This window comes from Cognatishimia sp. MH4019 (assembly GCF_020177595.1).
Lineage (GTDB): Bacteria > Pseudomonadota > Alphaproteobacteria > Rhodobacterales > Rhodobacteraceae > JAHTBL01.
The window spans coordinates 338,015-363,721 of record NZ_JAHTBL010000002.1 but is presented as its reverse complement, the minus strand read 5'-3'; the positions used below and the strand labels follow the sequence as shown (position 1 = coordinate 363,721).

Annotated in this window: 18 protein-coding genes; 7 read left to right on the top strand and 11 right to left on the bottom strand. The window is 61.2% G+C overall.

Annotated features, from left to right (window positions below; translation table 11 throughout):
• Window positions 1-213: 213 nt before the first annotated feature.
• From KUW67_RS04990 to KUW67_RS04970, 5 genes are all read right to left on the bottom strand, one after another.
• On the bottom strand, window positions 214-840 hold the full coding sequence (locus KUW67_RS04990) for a queuosine precursor transporter (RefSeq protein WP_224824177.1): 627 nt from the start codon (window positions 838-840) through the stop codon (window positions 214-216).
• A 93-nt stretch (window positions 841-933) separates the two neighbouring features.
• Window positions 934-1,788 carry an esterase-like activity of phytase family protein gene (locus KUW67_RS04985; RefSeq protein WP_224824176.1) on the bottom strand — a complete coding sequence of 285 codons (855 nt, stop codon included), beginning with the start codon at window positions 1,786-1,788 and terminating at the stop codon, window positions 934-936.
• Window positions 1,761-2,621 (bottom strand): penicillin-insensitive murein endopeptidase, encoded by an 861-nt coding sequence (mepA, locus tag KUW67_RS04980; protein ID WP_224824175.1) that lies wholly within the window; start codon window positions 2,619-2,621, stop codon window positions 1,761-1,763. Before mepA ends, KUW67_RS04985 begins: the two co-directional genes overlap by 28 nt.
• Window positions 2,594-3,988, bottom strand: a complete 1,395-nt coding sequence (locus KUW67_RS04975; RefSeq protein ID WP_224824174.1) for an MFS transporter — start codon at window positions 3,986-3,988, stop codon at window positions 2,594-2,596. The genes mepA and KUW67_RS04975 overlap by 28 nt, the downstream gene beginning before the upstream one ends.
• Window positions 3,989-4,041: 53 nt before the next feature.
• Window positions 4,042-4,575: an acyl-CoA thioesterase gene (locus KUW67_RS04970; RefSeq protein WP_224824385.1), complete on the bottom strand. Its 534-nt coding sequence runs from the start codon at window positions 4,573-4,575 to the stop codon at window positions 4,042-4,044.
• A 107-nt stretch (window positions 4,576-4,682) separates the two neighbouring features.
• Between KUW67_RS04970 and KUW67_RS04965 the strand changes: the two genes are divergently transcribed.
• The 3 genes from KUW67_RS04965 to yaaA all read left to right on the top strand — a co-directional run bounded on the left by KUW67_RS04965 (window position 4,683) and on the right by yaaA (window position 7,907).
• Window positions 4,683-4,970 (top strand): YggT family protein, encoded by a 288-nt coding sequence (locus tag KUW67_RS04965; protein WP_224824173.1) that lies wholly within the window; start codon window positions 4,683-4,685, stop codon window positions 4,968-4,970.
• Between the two features lie 72 nt (window positions 4,971-5,042).
• Entirely contained in the window at window positions 5,043-7,082 is a 2,040-nt protein-coding gene (gene recQ, locus KUW67_RS04960) for a DNA helicase RecQ (protein WP_224824172.1), read from the top strand.
• Window positions 7,083-7,133: 51 nt separating this feature from the next.
• Window positions 7,134-7,907, top strand: a complete 774-nt coding sequence (gene yaaA / locus KUW67_RS04955; protein ID WP_224824171.1) for a peroxide stress protein YaaA — start codon at window positions 7,134-7,136, stop codon at window positions 7,905-7,907.
• Here the strand turns inward: yaaA and KUW67_RS04950 are convergent.
• Complete coding sequence (locus tag KUW67_RS04950; protein ID WP_224824170.1) at window positions 7,895-10,015, bottom strand: response regulator; 2,121 nt, start codon at window positions 10,013-10,015, stop codon at window positions 7,895-7,897. The genes yaaA and KUW67_RS04950 overlap by 13 nt on opposite strands.
• Before the next feature lie 138 nt (window positions 10,016-10,153).
• Here KUW67_RS04950 and KUW67_RS04945 point away from each other — a divergent pair, with 138 nt between their 5' ends.
• Window positions 10,154-15,550 (top strand): alpha-2-macroglobulin family protein, encoded by a 5,397-nt coding sequence (locus tag KUW67_RS04945; RefSeq protein ID WP_224824169.1) that lies wholly within the window; start codon window positions 10,154-10,156, stop codon window positions 15,548-15,550.
• Window positions 15,547-17,556, top strand: a complete 2,010-nt coding sequence (gene pbpC, locus KUW67_RS04940; RefSeq protein WP_224824168.1) for a penicillin-binding protein 1C — start codon at window positions 15,547-15,549, stop codon at window positions 17,554-17,556. Before KUW67_RS04945 ends, pbpC begins: the two co-directional genes overlap by 4 nt.
• A gap of 3 nt (window positions 17,557-17,559) precedes the next feature.
• On the opposite strand, the gene KUW67_RS04935 is transcribed toward pbpC, so the two are convergent.
• A complete protein-coding gene (locus KUW67_RS04935) occupies window positions 17,560-18,735 on the bottom strand; it encodes an acetyl-CoA C-acyltransferase family protein (RefSeq protein ID WP_224824167.1) in 1,176 nt (391 codons plus the stop codon).
• 100 nt (window positions 18,736-18,835) lie between these two features.
• On the opposite strand from KUW67_RS04935, the gene tdh reads away from it, so the two are divergent.
• Window positions 18,836-19,873 (top strand): L-threonine 3-dehydrogenase, encoded by a 1,038-nt coding sequence (gene tdh / locus KUW67_RS04930; RefSeq protein ID WP_224824166.1) that lies wholly within the window; start codon window positions 18,836-18,838, stop codon window positions 19,871-19,873.
• On the opposite strand, the gene KUW67_RS04925 is transcribed toward tdh, so the two are convergent.
• The 3 genes from KUW67_RS04925 to KUW67_RS04915 form a co-directional block, all read right to left on the bottom strand.
• Window positions 19,870-20,589: a metallophosphoesterase family protein gene (locus tag KUW67_RS04925; RefSeq protein WP_224824165.1), complete on the bottom strand. Its 720-nt coding sequence runs from the start codon at window positions 20,587-20,589 to the stop codon at window positions 19,870-19,872. The two genes, tdh and KUW67_RS04925, sit on opposite strands and share 4 nt — an antisense overlap.
• 54 nt (window positions 20,590-20,643) lie before the next feature.
• Complete coding sequence (gene serA / locus KUW67_RS04920) at window positions 20,644-22,239, bottom strand: phosphoglycerate dehydrogenase (protein WP_224824164.1); 1,596 nt, start codon at window positions 22,237-22,239, stop codon at window positions 20,644-20,646.
• A 101-nt stretch (window positions 22,240-22,340) separates the two neighbouring features.
• Window positions 22,341-23,495, bottom strand: a complete 1,155-nt coding sequence (locus tag KUW67_RS04915) for a phosphoserine transaminase (RefSeq protein ID WP_224824163.1) — start codon at window positions 23,493-23,495, stop codon at window positions 22,341-22,343.
• 158 nt (window positions 23,496-23,653) lie between these two features.
• On the opposite strand from KUW67_RS04915, the gene serB reads away from it, so the two are divergent.
• Complete coding sequence (gene serB / locus KUW67_RS04910; RefSeq protein ID WP_224824162.1) at window positions 23,654-24,538, top strand: phosphoserine phosphatase SerB; 885 nt, start codon at window positions 23,654-23,656, stop codon at window positions 24,536-24,538.
• A gap of 13 nt (window positions 24,539-24,551) precedes the next feature.
• Here the strand turns inward: serB and KUW67_RS04905 are convergent, their stop codons facing one another.
• Window positions 24,552-25,535 (bottom strand): asparaginase, encoded by a 984-nt coding sequence (locus tag KUW67_RS04905; RefSeq protein WP_224824161.1) that lies wholly within the window; start codon window positions 25,533-25,535, stop codon window positions 24,552-24,554.
• Window positions 25,536-25,707: the final 172 nt, after the last annotated feature.

The following is a 25,707-nucleotide window of genomic DNA, read 5'->3' as shown; positions in this document are numbered from 1 at the left end:
AAAACGGACGGCCCTTCGAGACTTACGGAGGTGGGGCCGGTTAGGACCTCATCCAAATCGGGCGGCGCTTCGACCGCTTAGGGCTGCCTAGCGGCGGGCCTCCCGACCTGTTCCGACACCTCTCTCCAATACCTCTCTTGACACTGGATCACCTCCTTTCAGTTGTTGAACTCAATTAGGAGCGTGCCACATCTTGTGGATAAGTCAAAAGATTTATGCAGTCCGCGCCAACATTTTGTTGACCAGAATTCGGAACGGAACCAGCGCGATGATCGCCAGCGACAGTTTCACCAGCCAATCGGCAAAGGCCAGCGACACCCAAAGCGGGGCTTCGGGACCCACACCCAGCATCGGCAAAACCTCTCCGGCCCAGCTGACATCGTTTGTGGGCTCAAGGAAGACGAACATCGCCGAGAAGGCGATCGTGAAGAACAGCGCGGTATCCACAGCCGATCCAATCACGGTCGAGGTCAGTGGCGCTTTCCACCAGCCATCCGCGTTGCGCAGCCGGTCGAAAATGACCACGTCCAGCGTTTGCGCCACGAGGAATGCGAACCCAGAGGCCAGCGCGATGCGGAAGGTGACCAGCGGGCCGAACTCGCCCTGAATTTGCGCGCCAACCAGCGAGCAGAAGACGCCCACGATAAAGCCGATCAAAATGACCTGCTGCGCGGCCTTGCGGCCATAAACGCGGTTCATGATATCGGTGACAAGGAAGGCAAAGGGATACGTGAACGCACCCCAGGTCAGCCAGTTGCCGAACAGGAACTGGACAAGAATATTGGACGTCAGAACGATGATCGCCATCGCAATGATGCCAGGAAGATGATGCTTGGACATGGTTTGATCCGTTTTTACAAGGTCGCGGAGACTTGGCCCCGACCGCTTGCCGGAACAGCGCGCTTTTAGGTCGCGCTTTGCAGCTTGGCAAGATCAATCGCGCAGGCGGTATTCCACGATTTCCGTACGCTGGAAGAACCGGAAGTTGTCATCCGAGATCAGCGTCAGCCGCAGATCATCCGTGGCATCGCGCCAAACGCTGATCCCCTCAAGATTGTCATGCTCCATTGACCCGGTTTGCAGCAAGGTCTCTTCATCGCTGCCGTCCATCGCAAAACGGCGCACCCGCGTCTCGAACCCCAGCCCGTTGAAATGCCGTTCCAGCAGGTAAAAGCGCCCGTCCGGTCCGATATCTGCGCCGGTTGGCAGGAACGGCGGATCACGGCGCAAGGTAAAAGGTTGATCCCAAACGCCATCCTTGAAGCGATACACAGGAAACGGCACATTCAGCGCACCAGAGCGTTCGGGCAGCGTGTAAAGCGTGCCCTCCGCATCAATCGCGAGCGCCTCCAGGGACGAGTTGTTCTGCATCCCTTCAAAATCCGGATGCCGGCTCATCGGCTGGGACGGCCCCTCGGCGGTCGGATAGTAAGCCACCCGGTGATTGCCCTCGAACGAGATGTAAAGCGCGCCGTCCTCGGTCCGCGCCAACCCTTCGCTGTCATCAAAATAGCGGGGCAGGGTGTCGCCATTTTGGTCCTGAATGGGTGTCAGAACCAGATCAGCAACCCCGGTAATCTGATCGCCCTCCCGCGTCAGACGACCTTGCGCGATCCATCCCCGGTCGCTGATCGCGACCATCTGCGTGCCGCCCTCGAACACCTCAATGCCAGAGAACCCGCCGAAAGCCTCGGCAGGCGCGTCCCATGTATAGCTTCCGATATAGTCCGCCTGCGCAAGGGCCGCTCCGGCCCAAAGCGTCAGCGCGACGACAAGACAGCGCGACATTGTTGAGGCAGGTCCGCAAGCACAAGCTCTCGCCGCGGCTGGCGCGGTTTCGCGTTGGGATCAGGGGGTGGCGGGTTGATGATGTTGTTGGCCCATTGCACCGCGTCTGCGCAGCCATCCCCGGCGGGCGGGGCAGGTTGCTCCACACAGCCACGCGCGCCGCGCGGGCAATTCAGCCGCACATGGAAATGATAGTGATGCCCCCACCAGGGCCGGATCTTGCGCAACCACGCGCGGTTGCCTTTCTCGTCGTTACACATCTGCACCTTGGCACCGGGGAAGACAAAGATCCGCGCGGTGCGTTTGTCTTTCGCGGCGGCCTTGATGATCTCGTGATGCGCGCGGGTCCAACTGCTGTTCACATAAGCGCCCTTCGCCCGCCGCGTCGAAATACTGGATATATTCTCGCGCTGGTTTCGGCTCAGCCGCAGATTATCCGCAGGCAGCATCCAGATGTCGATATCCAGCCCGATCTGATGTGACCGATGCCCGGTCAGCATCGGCCCGCCCCGCGGCTGCGAGATATCGCCAATGTAAAGCCCGTTCCATCCCGGTTGCCGCGCGGCCTTTGCGCTTAGATCCTTGATGAAATCAATTGTTTCCGGATGCCCCCAATTGCGGTTCCGCGACAGCCGCATCGCTTGCCATGTCGGCCCCGTTTCCGGCAATTGCACACCGCCCGCCATGCAGCCCTTCGCATAACCTCCAAACGGCGCAGGCTTGTGCGGCGAGGCGACTTTCTCGCGTCCGAAATACTGCTTGGCTTCGGTTTGTGCTGCGGCTGGAAGTGCCAGTCCAAGCGCGATCAGGAGGGCTGCTGCGATCCGAACCATGTCTTGCGATCTCCTTCGGGTTCAACCCAGCGTAACAGAAAGAGACCGATGAGAAAGAGCAGAATGATCGGCGATACTCCGATGCGCGGAGAGTTGGTCAGATAGCTGACAATCCCGATCAACGCCGGGGCCAGAAACGCCGTCGCCTTGCCCGACAGTGCGAAAAGCCCGAACGCTTCGGTCGGGCGATCCGGGTTGGCATGGCGTACCATCATTGATCGGGATGCCGCATAAAGCGCACCGCCCGCGCCGCCAATGGCCGCGCCGCAGACATAGAAGATGATGTCGGGCAGCGAAGATCCTTCGGCCAGCGGCACGCCAAACAGAATTTCGCGGCTCATCCCGACGATCACGACGCAGACCGTAATCAGGATGAGGATTGTGAAGATAATCACCGGCTTCGGCCCAAACCGCCGGTCAAAGAGCCCGCCTACATACGCGCTGACCGCCGCCGTGATCGCGCCGACGATCCCGAAGACACCGATCATGATGATCGACCAATCCAGGACCAGCGTCGCATAGACCCCTCCGAACCCATAAAGCGCATTCAGCGCATCGCGATAAAACATCGACGACAGCAGATACGCCGCCAAGCTTCGCCGCTTCAGGATATTACGCAGCGTCTTGCCCAACTGCCGCAACGCATCGCGTATCTTATCACCTTCAACGCGGGGCTTTGGGGCCTCGCGGACCCACATGAAAAACGGGATCATGAAGATCAGATACCAGATCGCCACAAACGGCCCGACAAACCGCGTGCCCTCCCGCTCGGATGCATCAAAGCCCAGCAACGGGTCCATCCCGATCAGCGTCTTGCCGGTGTCATTCTCTGCAAAGAGCGTGAGCATGATGATGAGGCTCAGCACGCCGCCCCAATAGCCAACCGACGCCCCTTTGCCAGACAGATGCCCGACCTCGGCATCATCGCCCAGTGACGGCAGGATGGCATTGGTAAAGATCAGCGCAAACTCCGCGCCGACAAAGGCGATGCCAAAAGCAATCAGCGCAAACCAGAGACCACCGCCATCCGGCGTCAGGCTCCACAACGCCCAAGCGCCGCCCACATACATGACCGAAAAGGCAATGATCCAAGGCATTTTCTTGCCTGCGCTATCGGCGACGGCCCCCAGCAGCGGGGCCGAGAAGGCGATAAAGAGCCCGCTCACCGTCTGCCCAAGCGACCACATGCTTTGCGCGCGCGCATCGGCGACCTGTTCGGTCAGCCCGCCATCCATCAGCGCCTGCGTGGCGATAGCGGCAAAGTAAGGCCCGAAGATAAACGTCAGCAGCAGCGTATAGAATGGCTGCGTCGCCCAGTCGAAAGCGATCCACCCCCAAATGCGCTTGCGCGCGGAAATTTCGGCCATGATCCCCTCCGTTTGAGCGGATTAAGACAGGCCGATCCCCATCGCGCAACGATCTATTGCATTGGCGGCCAGGGACGTTCCGCATCTGCCGCGATCCACGCGGCAATCCAGCCGGGAGTTTCGGGGCTGGGCGCGGGCTTACCCAATGCGGCCAAAGCCGTCTCAGGGGTCACGATGCCATTGCGATCCGTGATCGCCGAGCGATAGAGCGCATGGTTCGCGCACTCCCCGTTCGCCTTCCACATCGACTGTTCCAGATAGACGAACTTGTCATCCCAGCAGACAGCCCGGCTGCGCATCTCGACCCGCTCGAACATGCGCACCCGGCGGCGATAGCGCACCGAGACGCCGGCCATCGTCAGACTCCACTTGTTCTCCCGCAAAAGCCCGATCAGCCCGACGCGCCGCGCCAAAGGCAGCCGCCCCAGATCATACAGCGTCAGCGTGCGCCCGTTGTTCAACTCCATCCACAGATCAATATCCCACGGCCAGCAAATATGCTGCGAGACATGGGTGCCTGTTAGATCAAGCGGCCCATCCTTGCGGTGCACGAAGAACTGGAAGGCGAGGCGAATGAAGGGATACATGCGCAAGACGGTATGGAAGTTGACGTTCACGTCAACCATGACCTCGCGGTATGCTTGCGCTTTGCCGGTCTGCGCCCTACCTAAGGCTCAGAAAAGAAGGGGTGCCTATGCAATCGCTCTATCAAATCATCATGCTGATCCTTGATGTCGCGTGGTTCATCATGATCGCGCATATCATCATGAGCTGGCTCATCAGCTTTCAGGTGCTCAACCTCTATCAGCCGATCGTGAACAATATCTGGAACGGTCTGAACCGCCTGTTAGAGCCGATCTACGCCCCGATCCGCCGCATCTTGCCGGATACGGGCGGGCTGGATTTGGCTCCGCTGGTCGCCTTCATCGGCCTGATCGCGATCCGCATCATCCTGCAAAATAACGTGGCCTTGTTCCTCTAACTTCGGACTTGTTCACCGAATCTTAGTGTGGGAGTCTCACACCCAAAGAGCGGTAAACAACGAACAGGTCCCATGCCCCAAGCGCAACAGCTTCTGGCGGAAGTCTTCGGATTCGACGGCTTTCGCCCCGGTCAGGAAGAGATCGTTGAGGCTGTGACCGCCGGTCAAAACACCCTTGCGATTATGCCCACGGGTGGCGGGAAATCCCTGTGTTTCCAATTGCCTGCGCTTTGCCGTGAGGGCGTGACCGTTGTCATTTCCCCCCTCATCGCCTTGATGCGCGATCAGGTGCATGGGCTGCAACAAGCGGGTGTCGCCGCAGGCGCTTTGACCTCAGGCAACACGCCCGAGGAAACCGATGCCGTCTGGGACGCGCTTGAGCGCGAGGAACTCAAACTCCTTTATATGGCCCCCGAACGCCTCGCCGCCGCGTCTGCGTTTACCATGCTCAAGCGGATCAACGTCAGCTTGATCGCTGTGGACGAGGCCCATTGCGTCAGCCAATGGGGCCATGATTTTCGCCCCGATTACCTGCGCATTGGCGAGCTGCGCCGCGCGCTCGACGTGCCTTTGGCCGCTTTCACAGCCACCGCCGATCCCGAAACGCGCGAAGAAATCGTCACGCGGCTCTTCGACGGTCAGTCGCCGCAAACCTTCCTGCACGGCTTTGATCGCCCCAATATCCACCTTGCGTTCGCCAACAAGGACAGCCCGCGCCGCCAGATCCTCGACTTTGCCGATGCCCGCAAAGGCCAGTCCGGCATCGTCTATTGCGGCACTCGCGCGAAAACGGAAACGCTGGCGCAAGCGCTCCGCGAAACCGGTCACTCCGCCTGCCACTATCACGGCGGGATGGAGGCCGAAGATCGCCGCATCGTCGAACGCCGCTTCCAGCAGGAAGACGGCCTGATCGTTGTCGCGACCGTCGCCTTCGGGATGGGCATCGACAAGCCCGACATCCGCTGGGTCGCCCACGCTGATCTGCCCAAATCCATCGAGGCGTATTATCAGGAAATCGGCCGTGCTGGGCGCGATGGTGCCCCTGCCGAGACGTTAACCCTGTTCGGCCCCGAAGACATCCGCCTCCGCCGTTCCCAGATTGACGAAGGTCTCGCGCCCCCCGAACGCCGCGCCGCCGATCACACGCGGCTCAATGCGCTTCTCGGTTTAGCCGAAGCCCTCAAATGTCGTCGCCAAACCTTGCTTGGTTATTTTGCCGAAACGTCCGAGCCCTGCGGTCATTGCGACCTCTGCGACACGCCGCCCGAAACCTTCGACGGCACTGTCGCTGTGCGCAAAGCCCTTTCCGCCATCTTGCGCACGGAAGAATGGTTCGGCGCGGGTCACCTCATCGACATTCTGCTCGGCAATCAAACTGACAAGGTCAGCGCCCGCGGCCATCACAACCTGCCCACCTTCGGCGTCGGCACCGAATACGACAAACGCCAATGGCAGGCCGTCTTCCGTCAGATGATGGGTCACGATCTGGTGCGCCCCGATCCCGACCGCCATGGCGCGCTCCGCATGACCGAGGCCGCCCGCCCGATCCTGCGCGACGAAGCCACGATTGAGCTGCGCCGCGACACGATCAAAGCCGCCGGTAAACGCCGCCCCGCTGTCAAGACGCTGGTCTCGGACGAAGACGCACCTTTGCTGTCCGCGCTCAAAGCCAAGCGCCGCGCACTGGCCGAGGCTGCTCGCGTCCCCGCCTACATCATTTTCAACGACCGCACGCTGATCGAAATGGCCGAGAAACGCCCCGCCGATCTGGACGCGATGGCGGGGATCGGCGGTGTGGGCGCAAAGAAGTTGGAAAGCTACGGAAAGGCCTTCCTCGAAGTCATCAACGGTGCGGTTGAGGAAACGCATCCCGCCCGCCGTAAGCTCGCTGGCCGCAACGAAGGCTCGATCTACGACCGCCTTCTTGAAGTACAAGCCGACCTGTCGCGCGGCCCCGATGGCGTGGACAAACCGCTGACCTGTTCCGCGTCTTTGCTGGCCAAAGTCGCCAACACCAAGCCCCGCGATCCCAGCACGCTCACCCGTATCTTGGGCGAACGGCGGGCTGAACGCTTTGGCGACGCGTTCCTTGATATCCTGCGCGAGGCTTGAGGCCGCCGCACAACCCGCTAAATAAGCAGGACGCACCAAAAGGGGTTCCCGATGCTCGTTGTGATTTCGCCTGCCAAGAAGCTGGATATGGAGCCCGTCGCCGGGATCGAACCGACCAAGCCCGTGTTCCAGAAACGCGCAGTTGAACTGGCGGGTGTCGCCCGCGACCTCAGCGTGGGTGATCTGCAAAAGCTGATGAGCATCTCCGAGAACCTCGCCAAACTGAACGCCGACCGGTTCGCCGATTTCAAGCAGCGCCCCAAGGCGGATACCACGAAAGCCGCAGCACTTGCTTTTGCAGGCGACACCTATCAGGGCCTTGAGGCCAGCACGCTCGACAAAGACGATCTGGATTACGCGCAGGATCACCTGCGCATCCTGTCGGGCCTTTACGGTGCGCTGCGGCCTTTAGACGAAATTCAGCCCTACCGGCTGGAGATGGGAAGCCGCCTAAAAAATGAGCACGGCAACACGCTCTACGACTATTGGGGCGCTGACATCTCGAAACTGCTCAATAAACAGGCAAAATCGGTGGGCGCTGATACGCTCGTGAATTGCGCCTCACAGGAGTATTTTGGGGCCGTCGATCTGGACGCGCTCAAGCTGCGGGTCATCACGCCAGTCTTCATGGAGATGAAAAACGGCGCCCCCAAGATCGTCAGCTTCTACGCCAAGAAAGCGCGCGGTGCGATGGCCCGTTTCATGATCGAACGTCGCATCACGACGCCCGACGGTCTCAAGGATTTCGACAGCGGTGGCTACGCTTTCAACGCCGACATGACCGAAGGCGACCGCTGGGTCTTTCTGCGCGACTACCCGTCCTGAGCATCCGGGAAGACCGGTAGAACGCCCTCGGGCATGACGTTTTCGATCAGTTCGTAAAGCGCCTTCTTGCGGACGGGTTTCGTCAGATAATGATCGAGGCCCGCCTCGCGCAGCGGATCGGCATCGCCGTCCATTGCGTGGGCCGTGACCGCGCAAATCGGGATCGGGTGGCTGGTCTCCATCGCGCGGATGTCGCGCGTCGCTTCTTTGCCGTCCTTGTGCGGCATCGAAATGTCCATGAAAATCAGATCTGGCGCAAAGGCCTGATAGCCCGCCACGGCCTCGTTCCCGTCGGTCGCAAATTCCAGCTCGATATCGAGACCTTTCAGCATCTTTTCCAACACCAGCCGATTGGTGCGATTGTCATCCGCCGCAAGCACCCGCATCTTGCGCAAAGGCACCTCTTTGGCGGGGCAAAGATCATGGATCAGCCCGACCAGATCCTGGCGCATCGCGGTGTTCTGCAAATGCAGGATCGTCTCTTCATCCTTGGCCGCTGCGTTCGGCGCGGAGGACATGACAATCGCCGGAACTGTCATTCCAGCCCGTCGCAGGTCTGCGACCAGCGTTTCACCATCGCGCGTAGCCGCCCCCAAATCGACAATCAACAGATCGTAATCCGTCTCTTCCGCCAGCGCCGAGGCGCTTTCGCTATCCGCGCAAATGTCGGGCTCCACGCCGAGGGCCGCCAGTTGCTTTGACACAATCGTTCGTGTCACCTGATCGTCCTTCACCAGCAGCACATGCTGCAACCCGCTGGGCAAATTCAGCGGTTCGGCCTCTTGCCCCTCCAGCGCGGGCATGCGGATATACATGCCGAAACACGAGCCGACATCGACCTCGCTCTCGACCCAAATCTCGCCGTCCATCAAGCCGACTAACTGCTTGGAGATGGCAAGCCCCAATCCGGTACCTTCAAACTTGCGGTTCTTCTCGTCCTCGACCTGATTGAACTGGCCGAACACATGCTCAACCATGGTTTCGGGGATGCCGATCCCGGTGTCTTCAATCGCGATATGCACCTTCATATCCAGCGGGTTCTCGCCATCTGCATGACCCGTCACACGCACCAGAACATGCCCCTCAGAGGTAAACTTCACCGCGTTCCCAATGATATTCGTCAGCACCTGACGAATGCGTCCGGGATCGCCGTGGAAACCAGCGGGCAGGAACATGTCGTAGTCGATCAGCAACTCGATCCCCTTGTCGCGGGCGATGGGCTGCAACAGCATGACGACCTCATGCACGCACCGCTCAAGATCGAAATCGGTTGTGTTGAGCGTCAGCTTTTCCGCCTCGATCTTGGAGTAATCCAGCACGTCATTGATGATGACCAACAACGCCTCGCCCGAGCTTTTGATCGTGTCTACATAAAGCCGCTGTTCCTCGGTTAGTTCGCTGTCTTGCAACAGCTCTGCCATGCCGACCACACCGTTCATGGGCGTTCTGATCTCGTGGCTCATATTGGCAAGGAAGGCGGATTTGGCGCGGGTCGCGGCCTCTGCCTCGGCGTGGGCGGCGCGCAGCTCTTTCTCGTAGCGGATCGTGTCGGTGATATCGAGCGCGAGGCTGACCATATCGCCCTCGCCGCCGCGGCGGTCCATCAGCTTTATATAACTGTCGTTCCAAAGCCTGAGCGTGATCGGTTCAATCACATCAGCCTGCCAGCGTTGGGTCATCATCGCGCGCCACTCTGCGCTGCTCATGTCGCCCGTATCCACGATGCCTTCTTCCGTCAGAAGCTGCAAAATCCGCACGTAAGAGACACCAACGGTGACCTCTTCCAGCCCGTCAAATACGGCGATGTAGGACCGGTTCGCGGCGATCAGTTGTCCATCATTGTCAAAGACCGCAAAACCGTCATGGATCGTTTCAATCGAATCCCACAAGCGCCGTTCTGCGATACCGGCTTTGAGTGTCGCGCGTTCGAGATCGGACCGCACGCGCGAGTTCTCATCCCGGATTTCGACAATCTCTTCCGAGAGCTTTTGCGCATGGTTGCCCAGCTTCTTGTTGGCGGCAAAAAGCTCTGCCTGCTTTTGCTCAAGCAAGCGTTCCGCGCTGAGCCGCGCGCGGCGTTCTTCCAGCAGTCTGTTGGTGGCCGTCATGCCTGCGTCCGTCTTAGGTTGCAGCGACCTTAGAAGCAGAGGGTGAAGAACCCTTTAACCATGTCGTGGGTCGGGCGGGAATCGTTGCCAATGCGCCGGGGGTCGTGTCAGCATGAGGGCAGCCTGAAAGGAAACGCCATGCTCCGCAGTCTCGCCGCCTTCCTGATCCTGTGTCTTGCCTTGCCCGCCTATGCGAGCGATCCGGTGCCCGAAAGGCGACTGGCCGTCACCACAAATGTGGATTTTTTCGGTGGCGATGTGGCGTCTTTCTTTGATGTCACGCTCGAGCGGTGCCAGGCCGCCTGCCTTGCCGACGGGGCGTGTCAGGCTTTCACGTTCAATCGCCGCTCCAACGCGTGTTTTCTGAAGTCCGACGTGTCCGAGCAGACGCCTTATGAGGGCGCGGTTTCGGCCATTGTGATAGACGCAGAGCCTGGGGCGATCTCCACCAGCGCGGCGCGCGCGGCCGATCTGTCGTTCCTCGATGAGGCGGATTTGAGCATGGCGAAAACCCAGGCCCAAGGTCTTGGCCTGGAGCATCCCGCCAATGGCGCCGCCGCCAGCGATTTGATTGCTGCCTCGCGCGCGCGTCAAGCGGCTGGCGACCCGCTGGGGGCATTGCGCCTGCTGGGCGCTGCGATTTCGTTAACCGACGGGTCCGACCTTTGGGCCGACTACGCGTCGCTTTCTCTGGCGGAGGGGGACCGCAACGGAAATCAGCGCAGGCGCATGCAAAGCAACGCCAAAAATGCCGCGATCAATGCCTATCTGCGCGCCTCGACCAACGGTGCCCGCGTCTGGTCGCTGCTGACTTTGGCGCGCTCGCTGGAAGCACAAGGGCGCGGTCGCGATATGATCCCGGCCTTGCGCCTTGCCCAGTCGATTGAGCCGCGTGCAGAGGTCAGCGCACAGCTTGACCGCGCCATCAATACCTACGGCTTTCGGGTGATTGAAACGCAGGTCAACAACAACGCCGCGCGACCGCGCATTTGCGCTGTCATGTCCGAAGACTTGGCGGGTGAAAGTACCGATTACCGCCCCTTCGTGCAGCTTCCCACCGATGATCTTGCGGTCACCGCAGAGGGTCGCCAGCTTTGCATTGAAGGCGTTCAGCATGGGGAACGCTACCGCATTGCCTTGCGCGAAGGTCTGCCTGCGAAATCAGGCGAAACGCTGAGTAAATCGACGGACGTGACGCTTTATGTCGCCGACCGTGACCCGTCTGTACGCTTTCCGGGGTGGGGTTATGTGCTGCCGAAAACCGACACGGCGGCGCTGCCGATTGAGACGGTCAACGCGGACACGGTCGATCTGACGCTCCGCCGTGTGTCTGACCGCAATCTGCTGCGCGCTATTCAAGAGGATTTCTTCGGGCGGCCTTTGCCCGCATGGCAACAGGATCGCTTTGGGGCCGACCTCTCGGAAGAGCTGTGGACCGGCACGGGTGACGTGCAAAATACCCTCAACCGCGATATGACCACGCGCCTGCCGATGGACGAGATTATCGCGCCGCTGCCTGCGGGCGTCTACGTGCTGCAAGCTGCCATTCCCGGCGCGGACCCTTACGAGACCCCCGCCGCGATGCAGTGGTTTGTCATTTCCGATCTGGGGCTGACGACGCTGTCCGGCACCGATGGCCTGCATGTCTTCGTGCGCGGCCTGAGTGATGCGGCGGCCCGCAAGGATGTCGCCGTCACGTTGATCTCGCGTGCCAATTCCGTGCTGGCGGAGGCCGTGACCGATGCAGACGGCTATGCCCGTTTCGCCGAAGGTCTGACCCTTGGCACTGGCGGCAGCGCGCCCGCTTTGGTCACCGTCAAATCCGGTGAGGATATGGCGTTTCTGTCGCTCACCGACCCCGCCTTTGATTTGTCCGATCGCGGGGTGGAGGGGCGGCCACCGGCCCCGCCCATCGACGTCTTTCTGACCACGGATCGTGGCGCGTATCGGCCCGGTGAGACCGTGCATCTGACTGCGCTCGCCCGCGATGGCCAAGCCGCTGCGATTGATGCGCTGCCGCTGACCGCGATCCTGATGCGCCCCGATGGCGTCGAATATAGCCGTCATCTGTCGGCCGATCCGGTCGCGGGTGGCCATGTGCTGTCCATGCCCCTAGCCGATGCGGTGCCACGTGGAACATGGCGCATTGAATTGAAGGCCGATCTGGACGGGCCAGCCTTGGCCGAGACGCGCATTCTGGTTGAGGATTTCCTGCCGGAGCGTCTGGATTTCACCCTTGATCTGCCCGAGACAGTCGCGCTGGGCGACCGTCCGCCTTTGGCGATTGAGGCGCGCTATCTCTTTGGCGCACCCGCCGCCGATCTGCGCATCGAAGGCGATGTCGTGCTGCGCGCCGCCTCTGGACTGGACGCCTTTCCCGGCTACACGTTCGGGCGCGCGGATCAGCCCCTTCAGGCCGTCGCGACCAGCCTGCCTTTTGACCAAAAGACGGACGCCGAGGGTCGCGCCACGCTGCCTGTCACCTTGCCCGATCTGACCCAAGCGGATCGCCCGCTTGAGCTGGACGTCACTACTCGCGTCGCCGAAGGCTCTGGCCGCCCGGTGGAGCGGAGCGTGACTCGCATCGTCCTGCCCGACACGCCGATGATCGGCATCAAGCCGCAGTTTGACGGCACGCTTGGCCAAGGCGCGATTGCGGCCTTCGACCTGATCGCCATTGGCCCCGATCAAGCGCCGTTTCCGATGGAGGTCACATGGACCCTGAACCGTCTTGAAACGCGGTATCAATGGTATTCCCTGAATGGGCGCTGGCAGTGGGAGCCCACTACGACCCGCACCCGCATCAGCACCGGCACCGCCGCCCTTGGCGATGCTGCGACCGCAATCGAAACGCCTGTCGATTGGGGTCAGTACGAGCTGCGTGTGGAGCGGACCGATGGCGCATTCGCCGCCGCCTCTACTACATTCTCTGCCGGCTGGTACGCCGCGGCTGATGCCAGCGCGACGCCCGATACGTTGGAGCTGTCCCTCGACCAGCCGCAATATAGCGCAGGTGACACGGCGACCTTGCGGCTTGTGCCGCGCGCGGCTGGCACTGCTTTGGTGCAAGTGATGTCCAACCGCCTGATCGCCATGAAAGCCGTTGAGGTGACGGAAGGCGAGAACCTGATCCCCCTCGATGTCACCGACGAGTGGGGCACTGGGGCTTATGTCACCGCCACGGTGATCCGCCCGCTTGATGCTCCCGCAGGTCGCAATCCGTCCCGCGCGCTGGGCCTTGCTCATGCTACGATTGATCCCGGTGCTAAGGCTCTGAATGCGACCCTAACACTGCCCGAAACGGCCCAACCGCGCGCGCCGCTGACGTCCCTTTTGACCGTGGAAGGCATCGCGCCAGGTGAGACGGCCTACGCCACCGTCGCTGCCGTGGACCTTGGCATTCTGAACCTCACAGGGTTCGACGCGCCCGACCCGCAAGGCCATTACTTTGGCCAGCGCCGCCTTGGCATGAGCATCCGCGATATCTACGGACGGCTGATCGACGGCCTGAATGGCACGATGGGGACTGTCCGCTCTGGCGGCGACGCGACGCGTGGCCTTGACCAGCAAGCACCGCCGCCGGAAGACCTCGTGTCGTTCTTCAGTGGTCCCGTCACCATCGGGTTAGACGGCACTGCCGAGGTCCCCTTCGACCTGCCCGCTTTCAATGGCACTGTCCGCGTCATGGCCGTCGTCTGGAGCGATACGTCCGTCGGCCAAGCCAGCGCCGATGTCATCGTCCGCGATCCTGTCGTCGTCGCGGCCACAACACCACGCTTTCTTGCGCCCGGCGACACCACGCAGTTGCTGTTGGAGGTCACCCATACCGAAGGCCCCACGGGGGAGATGCCGCTGACCCTGTCCGCCACGAACCTGACGCTGGGGAACACCCCCACCTTTGTCACGCTGGGCGAAGGCGAAACCCAACGCCTTACAGTGCCGATTCAAGCGATGGGGGTCGGCTCTGCTGCCATCGACATCGCGTTGACCACGCCTGATGGCCGCATCCTGACCCAAACTGCGCAACTACCCGTCCGTCAGAACGACCCGCAAACGCTGCGCACCAGCCGCTTCACGCTGGACCCCGGTGACAGCTTCACCTTTGACGCGGATGTCTTTGCGGGGCTGCGTGCAGGCTCCGCCTCGGCCACGTTATCAGCCGGACCGCTTGCGCGCCTGAACGTGCCGGGTCTGCTGCAAACGCTTGATCGGTATCCTTACGGCTGCACCGAGCAAGTGACCTCCCGCGCGTTGCCGCTGCTGTATCTGAACCAGGTGGCGGTGGCGATGGGCCAAGCCGATGATGCCACGCTGAACGCCCGTATCGCGACATCCGTTGACCAGATCCTCGCCCGACAAGCCGCTAATGGCGCGTTCGGTCTTTGGTCTGTCGGCAGTGGCGATCTGTGGCTCGATGCGTATGTGACCGACTTCCTCTCTCGTGCCCGTGCGCAAGGCTACGCGGTCCCCGACCTCGCTTTCACCCGCGCGCTGGACAACCTGACCAACGCTGTGAACTACGCGCCTGATTTCGAGGAAGGCGGCGAAGGTCTGGCCTATGCGCTGATAGTGCTGGCCCGTGAAGGGCAAGCGAAAATGGGCGACCTGCGTTATTACGCCGACGTGAAAGCCGATGCCTTCGCCACCCCGCTGGCGCGTGCCCAATTGGGTGCAGCCTTGGCGCTTTATGGTGATCCCGCGCGGGCGGATGCGATGTTCCGCAAAGCCGCGGAGCCCGCACGTGATACCGGCTGGCGCAGTGATTACGGCACCGGTCTGCGCGACGCTGCGGCGGTGCTGACCCTTGCGATTGAAGCCGGATCGGACGCTGTGGATGCGGAGACGTTGATCGCAGCGCTGAGCCGCACACCTGACCGCGCCTCGACCCAGGAAGCGGCGTGGACGCTGCTGGCTGCGCATGCCTTGATCGACAGCAATCCGCTGTCCGGGCTCAGCGTTGATGGTGCCCCGGTCGATGGCCCGCTATTGCGCCTTATGGAGGGGAATGCGACCAGCACCACCGTCATCGCGAACACCAGTGCCACGGCGCAACCGATCACGCTGTCGACCTTCGGCGTGCCGGAAACCCCTGAACCCGCGGGCGGCACCGCTTTGCGCATCACGCGCAGTTATTTCACGTTGGAGGGCGCGCCAGTGGATCCGGCAACTGTCACTGCCGGGCAGCGTCTTGTGACCGTGCTGAACGTCACCCCGCTTGGCCCGGTGGAGGCGCGTTTGATGGTCGATGATCCGCTTCCTGCGGGTCTTGAGATCGACAATCCGAACCTGATCCGAAGTGGCGATACCCAAGGGCTGGACTGGCTTCAGGCACCGCCCACGCAAAGCACCGAGTTTCGTGCGGATCGTTTTCTGGCGGCTGTCGATTGGAGGTCCGATAAATCCTTCGATCTGGCCTATATCGTGCGCGCCATCTCGCCCGGTACGTTTCATCACCCCGCCGCCAGTGTCGAGGATATGTATCGCCCGACCGATCGCGGTTGGGGGGCAACCGGAACGCTGACTGTTCTACCATGACCCGAGGTCTCCTCCTCTTCGCGTTGACCCTCTATTTGGCTGCTTTGGGCCGGGATAGGGTCGATTTATGGGTCGATCAGACAGTTCTGCCGCCCCTCGCGCTCGATACCTCGACCGAGATGCGCGACCGCACGGGCACCCTGTTGCGGGCCTATACGGTTGAGGATGGTTTATGGCGTTTGAACACGCCGCTGGACGTTGTTGACCCGGATTATATCGACATGCTGATCGCCTATGAGGACAAGCGCTTTCGCACCCATTCCGGTGTCGATCCGCTGGCCATGGTGCGTGCTGCGGGCCAAGCGCTTTGGCACGGTGAAGTTATCTCCGGGGCGTCGACGCTCACCATGCAAACCGCGCGTCTTTTGGAGCAAAGCGGGACGGGTGCGTGGTCCGGCAAACTGCGCCAGATCCGAGTCGCGCTGGCGCTAGAGCGGCGCTTGAGTAAGGACGACATCCTCGCGCTTTACCTGAACCGCGCGCCATTTGGTGGCAATATCGAAGGGCTCCGCAGCGCTTCGCTGGCCTATTTTGCGAAAGAGCCGAAGCGCCTGACTGATGCCGAAGCGGCCCTTCTGGTCGCGCTGCCCCAAGCGCCTGAAGCGCGCCGCCCGGATCGTGCGCCCATTGCGGCGGCGCAGGCCCGTGAACGGGTCCTTGCCCGCGCACCCATTTCAGACGGCGCACGCCGCGCGGCGCTTTCGGAACCGGTGCCGACGATCCGCCGTACGATCCCTCAGATCGCTCCGCATTTGACCGACCGCTTGCGCGTCCAGGCGCCGTTCAGCCGGACGCATCACCTGACGCTGGACGCCGCCTTGCAGCAGCGGCTGACGATCCTCGCGCGCAAAGCGCTGCGCGGCCATGACCCGCGTATGTCCATCGCGATCCTTGCTGCGGATCACCGCACCGGAGAGGTTCTCGCCTCTGTCGGGTCTGCGGGTTACACTGCCCACGGGCGTGCGGGTTTTGTCGATATGACCCAGGCGATCCGTTCGCCGGGATCGACGCTAAAACCGCTGATTTATGGCATGGCGTTCGACAATGGGCTTGCCCATCCAGAGACGCTGATCGCGGATCGCCCCACGCAATTTGGCACCTATGCGCCGCAGAATTTTGACGGCCTCTATCGCGGTGAACTGCGAGTTCGCGATGCGTTGCAACTGTCGCTCAACATTCCTGTCGTCGCTTTGTCCGAAAGGCTTGGCCCCAATCGCATCTACGCCAAAATGCGCCTTGCCGGGATGCGCCCTGACTTGCCGGGAACGAGCCCCGGTCTTGCGCTGTCGCTGGGCGGGGTTGGGGTCAGCCTCAACGATCTGGTGCAGCTTTATGCTGGCTTCGCGCAAGGAGGGCAGGCTCCTGCGCTCCAAGTCAAAACAGACACTAATCCTGCGCAAAAGGCGCGAATCCTGAACTCCGAGGCGGCGTGGCATGTCAGCCATATCCTTGCTGGTCTGCGCCCCCCGACCGGGCAAGAGGCGGGGCAGATCGCGTTCAAAACGGGCACCTCTTACGGGCACCGTGATGCCTGGGCGATCGGTTATGACGGCGCGCATGTGATCGGCGTCTGGATGGGGCGGCCCGATGGCACGCCTGTTCCCGGCGCGTTTGGTGGAGACCTTGCCGCACCGATCCTGTTTGAAGCCTTTGATCATATCACGCCGGGTCGCACCGCTTTGCCGCCCCCGCCGCCGGCAACGCTGATTGTCAGCAGCGCGCAACTGCCAGCGCCCTTGCAGCGCTTTGATCGCGCCCCCCTTCGCAACAACGCGCCCGTCGTCGCGTTCCCGCCTGACGGTGCTGTCTTGGAAGATGCCGAAACCCTGACGCTGAAAATCCGCGAAGGCCATGCGCCCTTCACGGTTTTGCTGAATGGAAAGCCTGTGCGTGCGGGCGCGCATGACCGTGATATTCAGATCGCGGGCGTGGGTCGCGGGGCTGCAACACTGTCGGTCATAGATGCGCGCGGACAGTCTGCCCGCACGCAAGTTTGGCTGGACTAGGGTCTAAATCCGCTCAATCGCCAGCGCGATGCCCTGACCGCCACCGATGCACATCGTGATCAGCGCTTTGGAGCCTTCGATACGCTCAAGCTCATACATCGCTTTGACGGTGATGATCGCGCCGGTGGCCCCCACCGGATGGCCAAGCGCAATCGCACCGCCGTTCGGGTTCACCTTCGAGGCGTCCAATCCAAGCCCTTTGGTCACGGCCAATGCCTGCGCGGCGAAGGCCTCGTTCGATTCGATCACGTCGAAATCGCCAACAGACAGGCCAGTGCGCGCCAACAACGCTTCGACCGCAGGGACCGGGCCGATGCCCATCACTTCGGGCCGCACACCGGCATGGGCATAGCCCAAAACGCGGAACTTCGGCGTGAGGCCAGCCCTTTCTGCCGCCTCTGCGGTTGCCAGTACGACCGCGCCTGCACCGTCATTGATACCCGAGGCGTTGCCCGCCGTGACCGTGCCGTCTTTCTGGAAGACCGTGCGCAGCCCGGCCAATGCCTCTGCCGTGGTCGCCTTGGGATGTTCGTCCACCTCAAACGGGACCATGTCGCGCTTTACACGCACCTCGACGGGCGCGATCTGCGACGCGAAATGGCCTGCCTCAATCGCGGCTGCGGCGCGGTTCTGGCTTTCCAACGCAAAGGCGTCTTGTTGTTCACGGGTCACGTCATGCTCGGCCGCGACGTTTTCGGCGGTGACGCCCATATGCCCGGTGCCAAACGGACAGCTGAGCGCGCCGAGCATCATGTCGACCGCGCCTACATCGCCCATCTTCTGACCAAAGCGCGCGGCGGGCAGCGTGTAGGGCGACCGGCTCATATTCTCGGCGCCTCCGGCCAGACCGAACGCGGCGTCGCCCATCGACAGCGACTGGATCACCGACACAATCGCCTGAACGCCGGACCCGCAGAGCCGGTTCACGTTCATCGCAGGCACCGCATCCGGTACGCCCGCCTGCATCGCGGCCACCCGCGACAGATACATATCGCGCGGTTCAGTGTTGATCACATGGCCAAAGACCACATTGCCGACCTGACCGCCTTCGACGCCCGCACGCTCCATCGCGGCCTTGGCGGCGACTGTGCCCAGATCAATCGGAGCCGTTCCTGCCAGCGATCCGCCAAATGCGCCGATGGCCGTGCGCGCGCCACCCAGAATTACGATATCAGTCATGTGGTTCCTCCAGTATGTGTCGCAAGCTATCTTGCGGAATGTCGCAAGTAACTATGACGTTTCGTCAAGTGCTGTCATTATCCAAATCAAGGAGCGTGTGATGAGCAACCAAATGAAAGCCCTGATGAAGGACGCGCCTGTCGAAGGCTTGTCGCTGGTGCGCGCCCCTGTGCCAGAGATTGGCCCGGATGATGTGCTGATCCGGGTGCATAAGACAGGCGTTTGCGGTACGGATATCCATATCTGGAACTGGGACAGCTGGGCCGAAAGTGCGGTGCCTTTGCCGCTGATTACCGGTCATGAATTTGCCGGTGAGATCGTCGAGCTGGGCCGCAATGTCACCGATTTTGAGATCGGCCAGCGCGTCTCGGGCGAGGGGCATCTGATCGGGCGGTCGTCCCGCGCCAGCCGGGCCGGGCGTTTTCATCTGGACCCTGAAACGCGCGGCATTGGCGTGAACGAGCAGGGGGCGTTTGCCGAATACCTGAAACTGCCCGCGTTCAACGTGGTTCCTTTGCCGGATGAGATACCCGATGAAATTGGGGCCATTCTTGATCCGCTGGGCAACGCCGTGCACACCGCGCTCAGCTTTGATCTGGTGGGAGAGGATGTCTTGATCACTGGGGCTGGCCCGATTGGGATCATGGCCGCTGCCGTCGCCCGCCATGTGGGCGCGCGACATGTGGTGATTACCGACATCGACGCGGATCGTCTGAAGCTGGCGGAGGAGGTGACGGACGTCACGCCTGTCAACGTCGCGACCGAGGATCTGAATGATGTGCGTGCCCGTCTGAAGATGACGGAAGGCTTTGATATCGGGCTGGAAATGTCCGGTAATCAGCGCGCTTTGGACCAAATGGTTGAGGCGCTTGTCATGGGCGGTCGCATCGCGCTTTTGGGTATCCCGCCCGGCAAAAGCCCCGTCGACTGGTCGCGCATCGTGTTCAAGGCGATCACGATCAAAGGTGTCTACGGTCGCGAGATTTTCGAGACCTGGTACAAGATGATTGCGATGTTGCAGAACGGTCTGGATGTCAGCCGGGTTATCACGCACCGGTTCACCGCCGATGAGTATGCTCAAGGCTTTGCTGCGATGAAGTCCGGCAGCAGCGGAAAAGTTGTTCTGGACTGGAGCTAGGGCGTCAGCGGAACGCGACCCGCATCCGTCAGAACCCAACAATCGCGCCCTTCAAACACTGCCGCTGTCAACGGTCGGCCATAAGCCGCCCCGCCATCCAAATTGACCCGGTTTCCGTAATGCTGCGGCGCTTCCAGAACCGTATGACCATGCACGACCAGACGCCCATGATCGCGCGGATCATCCAGGAAGGGTTGGCGGATCCAGATCAGGTCATCCTCAACTTGATCCTCCAGCGCGACACCGGGCCGAATACCTGCATGCACGCAGATCAGATCGTCTGTCACATGCATCAACGGACGCGCATTGATAAAATCGACATGGGCCTGCGGAACGGCCTTCAGTGCATCTGCGCCCAGCGCCGCGTTATCCCGCTCTTCGCGGGCGTCAACGCCGTAAGAGGCCAGCGTCTTGCGCCCGCCAATCCGTGCGTCGAGCCATCCAAGCCGGTCGCGCGTGTTGGGGTCGCGAAAGTCGGGATCGCCCAGAAAGCGCACGAGATAGCGGTCATGATTGCCTTTGAGAATAGTCCAGTTGCGCCCGGCCTCAACCCCGTCAATCAAGGTCTGTAGCACCCCGCGACTGTCTGGCCCGCGATCCAGATAATCGCCCAGAAAAACAATCGGAGCATCCGCGCCGCCATCCTTTTTGATCCGCTCTAACGCGGCATCCAGCATGGCTTTCTGGCCGTGAATATCCCCGATGCAATAGATCATATGACGTGTCCTGAATAAGAAAGGGCGACCCGAAGGCCGCCCCGTCTGATGACCTTAGGCCACGTCAAATTGCAAGGGTTTGACTTGCGTGAACTTGCCCGTGTCTTCCAACTGCTTGAGGATCGGAGCGGCCACCGGTTCGTCGATGTAAAGCAAAGCGATTGCCTCTCCGCCTGCCTCGTTCCGGCCAAGGGTAAAGTTGGCGATGTTGACGTTGTTCTGCCCCATAGTCTGACCCAGAAGGCCGATGACGCCCGGCTTGTCCTTGTTCGTTGTGTAAAGCATATGCGCCCCGATCTCGGCGTCGATATTGATGCCTTTGATCTGGATAAAGCGCGGTTTGCCGTCGCTGAAGACCGTCCCACCGATGGAGCGTTCGCGCTTGTCGGTCACAACCGTGACCTTGATATAGCCGTCAAACGCGCCGGATTTATCCTGGTTCGTGGTCGAGATTTTCACGCCACGCTCTTTCGCGATCACAGGCGCGGAGACCATGTTCACATCAGGGTTCGTACGCTTCATGATGCCTGCCACAACCGAGCAGTTCAGCGCTTCAAGGTTCATCTGCGCGACGGAGCCGTCATAAAGGATGTTGATCGCCTTGATCGGCTCGTCCGTCATTTGCCCGATGAACGCACCCAGATGGTCGGCCAGCTTGATCCACGGCCCCATGACCTTGGCTTCCTCTGCCGTTACCGACGGCATGTTCAGCGCGTTGGTCACGGCACCGGTCAGCAGGTAGTCCGACATTTGCTCGGCCACTTGCAGGGCGACGTTCTCCTGCGCCTCGGTTGTGGCGGCACCCAGGTGGGGGGTCACAACGACGTTGGGCAGATTGAACAGCGGGCTTTCGGTAGCAGGCTCGACCGCGAACACATCGAATGCAGCGCCAGCAACATGGCCGGATTTCAGAGCTTCGGCGAGCGCGTCTTCATCGACCAGACCACCACGGGCGCAGTTCACGATCCGCACGCCTTTTTTCATGGATGCAATGCGTTCAGCCGTGAGCATGTTCGCGGTCTGCTCGGTTTTGGGAACGTGCAAAGTAATGAAGTCGGCACGGGGCAGAAGCTCTTCCAGCTCGACTTTTTCGACGCCCATCTTCGCGGCCTTCTCCTCGCTCAGGAAGGGATCATAGGCGATGACTTTCATCTTCAGACCACGGGCGCGGTCGCAGACAATGCCGCCGATATTCCCGGCCCCGATCACACCCAGCGTCTTGTTGGTCAGCTCAACGCCCATAAAGCGCGACTTTTCCCATTTACCGGCATGGGTGGAGGCGTTCGCCTCAGGGATTTGACGGGCGACAGACATCATCATCGCGATGGCATGTTCGGCGGTGGTGATCATGTTGCCGAAAGGCGTATTCATCACGATCACACCTTTTTTCGAGGCCGCTTCGCGATCCACATTATCGACGCCGATCCCGGCGCGGCCAATGACTTTGAGGTTGTCGGCGGCGGCGAGAATTTTCTCGGTCACCTTGGTGGCGGACCGGATCGCAAGGCCGTCATATTGGCCGATCACCTCAAGCAGGCGGTCTTTATCTTTGCCCAAGCCGGGCTCGAAATCGACATCAATTCCACGGTCGCGGAAAATCTGAACAGCGGTTTCCGACAGCTTATCGGATACGAGTACTTTGGGGGCCATCTTGGCGCTCCTTTAGGTGTGGCAAGCCGTATGGGTCGGGTCTGGTTCCGGTATGGCTTGCGTATGGCAGGGGTATGTACAAATCGGCTGGCAGGGGCGCTTTACGCCGCTGCCTTTTGCGCCTCGATTTCGGTCTCGAAGGCCCATGCGAGCCACGGCAACATCGCCTCGATATCCGAGGTCTCGACCGTGCCGCCGCACCAAATCCGCAGACCAGCGGGTGCGTCACGATAGGCTCCGATGTCCAGCGCGATGCCTTCGGCTTCCAACCGCTTCGCGACGGCTTTGGCAAAGGCCGCGCCATCGGTGATGCGCGCGTCGGTGAACTTCAGACAGACGGAGGTGTTGGAGCGTGTCGCGGGATCAACGGCCAGATTGTCGATCCAATCGTTGGCGTCGCAGAAATCCCAGACAGCTTTTGCGTTGGCGTCAGCGCGGGCGATCAGGCCTTTCAGGCCGCCCACAGATTTCGCCCAATCCAGCGCGAAAAGGTAATCTTCGACACAGAGCATCGAGGGCGTGTTGATCGTCGCCCCGGTGAAAATGCCGTCGATCAGCTTGCCACCTTTGGTCAGGCGGAAAATCTTGGGCAGGGGCCATGCGGGCGTGTAGCTTTCCAGCCGCTCCACCGCGCGAGGGGATAGGATCAGAATGCCGTGGGCCGCTTCACCGCCCAGTACTTTCTGCCAGCTGAACGTCGTCACATCGAGCTTGTCCCATGGCAGGTCCATCGCAAACGCGGCGGAGGTCGCGTCGCAGAGCGTCAGACCGGCGCGGTCTGCGGGGATCGCATCGCCATTCGGAAGGCGCACGCCAGAGGTCGTGCCGTTCCATGTAAAGCAAACGTCCTTGTCGAAATCGAGCGTCGTGAAATCGACAATTTCACCGTATTCCGCCGTAATAGTCTCTGCTTCGATCTTGAGTTGCTTGACCGCGTCGGTCACCCAACCAGCCCCGAAACTCTCCCACGCGACCATCTGCGCGGGGCGTTCGCCCAGCATCGACCACATCGCCATTTCGTAAGCGCCTGTGTCAGACGCAGGCACGATGCCGATCTTGTAATCCGCAGGCACGCCCAGAACTTCGCGCGTCGTCTCGATCGCGGCTTTCAGCTTGTCTTTGCCGACAGCGGCGCGGTGCGAGCGACCCAAGGGGGCGTCTGCCAAAGCGTCGAGCGTCCATGTGGGGGGTTTGGCGCAGGGGCCAGAGGAAAAACGCGGGTTAGCCGGCCGCGTGCCGGGTGTCGTAATAGCCATTGATGCTACCCTTCCAGATAAGCGCCTCTCGTTGGGGAGAGGTGTCCCACCTGCGGGCATACGGACGTGCCGACGCTTTCACAACAGCAAAAATGTCGCTATAGCGCCGCTCAATCGTCTTTTTGCGACCTGTCCTGTCACTATCGGAAACTTTCCTCATGCTGATCGTCACTTTGCTCACTGCGCCTGCGCGCCCGTCTCTGGACCCGGCTTTGGTGGACTCGCTGCGCAACGCATGGGGCGGGGGCGACGCGGTTTGGCTGGCCCCGGATGAGGCGGCGGCGTTCGCGATTCCGGTGGCGCCGGATACCGTGGGGGCCACGTGGAAAGAGTTGCAGGGTCATGGGGTCGACCTGGTGATCTCGCCTGCCGAGAACCGGCGCAAGCGCTTGCTGCTCGCGGATATGGACAGCACGATGATCCAGCAGGAATGCATCGACGAGCTGGCCGATGAGGCAGGCGTCGGCGCGCGTGTCGCCGATATCACGGCCCGCGCGATGAACGGCGAGTTGGATTTTGAAGGCGCGCTGATTGAGCGTGTCGGTCTGCTAAAAGGGCTCGATTCCGCAGTAATAGAGTCTGTTTTGGCCAATCGGATCACTCTGATGCCGGGTGGCAAGACCTTGCTGGCGACGATGAAGGCGAATGGAGCCTATGCGGCGCTTGTGTCGGGCGGGTTCACCGCGTTCACAAGCGCGGTCGCTGCCCAGTTGGGCTTTGATACCAACCGCGCCAACACGCTTTTGATCGAGGATGGAAAGCTGACCGGGGATGTGGGCCGCCCTATTCTGGGCCGGGAAGCAAAAGTGCAAGCCCTTGATGATCTTACGAAAACGCTTGGTATCACAGATGCCGACGTGATCGCCGTGGGCGATGGGGCCAACGATCTGGGCATGCTGACACGGGCTGGGATGGGCGTCGCACTGCATGCGAAACCGGCGGTCGCCGCGCAGTGCAATGTGCGGGTGAACCATGGGGACCTGACGGCGCTGCTTTATGTTCAGGGCTACAGCCGCGATGACTTTGTGCAGGGCGAGAAATAGACTCTAACAAGGCCTAATTCATCAATTCCGCGACTGGTCGCAGCGTATCTGTCTGCACGCCCCGCCAGTTGGTATTTTGAGGATGTAGCCGCTTGGCGATCTGGGGATTATCAGTCTTTAACACACCGCATTTGACCAATAACGCGGCGATCACGCATTCGCTTGCGCGGGTCGCCCCGTCGGCAATCTTCAACGCGATCCCAAGCCGTTTGCCCGGCAGGATCCCGGTATAGACCCCTTCCGCGCCAGTCTTGAGCGCAGCGGCGCCATTTGCCGCCCGCATCAGATCGGTGCAGGCGCGACCGGTTCCGGCTACAAGCTCGGGGTGGGTCATCATGGCTTGGGTCAATCGGTATTCTGCACTGCCCCCGGACGCGGTTGCGAAATGGGCCATGGCGCGGGCCAAACCAGACACTGTTGTTGCGTAATTCGGGGCAGAGCAGCCGTCGATCCCGTAGCCCGCAGGCGTCACGCCCGAAGTTTCTTCCATCGCGTCGCGGCAGCCGATCTGCACCGGATGCGCGGGGTCGATATATTCGGCATCGCCGCCCAAATGTTTGTTGAGCGTCAGAAACCCGGCATGCTTGCCCGAGCAGTTGTTATGGCACTGACAGGGGCTTTCATGGGCCGCGATCATCGCGTGTTTCGGGGCCTCGCCCATGGGCAAATGGGACCCGCAACGCAAGTCATCATCGCCCAGCTCAAGCGCCTTGAGCCAGGCCTGCACAGGCGCCACATGCTGCGCCTCGCCGCTATGGGACGCACAGGCGAGCGCCAGCTGAGACGAGGTCAGCCCAAACGCATCAGCCGCCCCGGATCGGATCAATGGCAAGGCCTGCACCATCTTGCAGGACGACCGCGGCAGGATCACAGCGTCGGGATCGCCCCAAGCGGCAATGATCTGGCCCGTGTCGTCCACGATCACCGCATGGCCCTGGTGCATCCCTTCCAGGATATCACCGCGCCAAATCTCAACAAGATCAACAGCTTGTCCCATATATCTGCCCCTCCTCACATCTCAGCGATTTTCCGCCAAGAGGTCTTTCTTCGTATAGCTAAAACACGCTAGACTATGGCATCGAGAGAAAACACCCCAAGCAAGGCAAATCCGCGAAAGACGGGGGCTGGGACGGGGCATTTGAGGCAATGACAGCTTGGAGGCTGTAAGA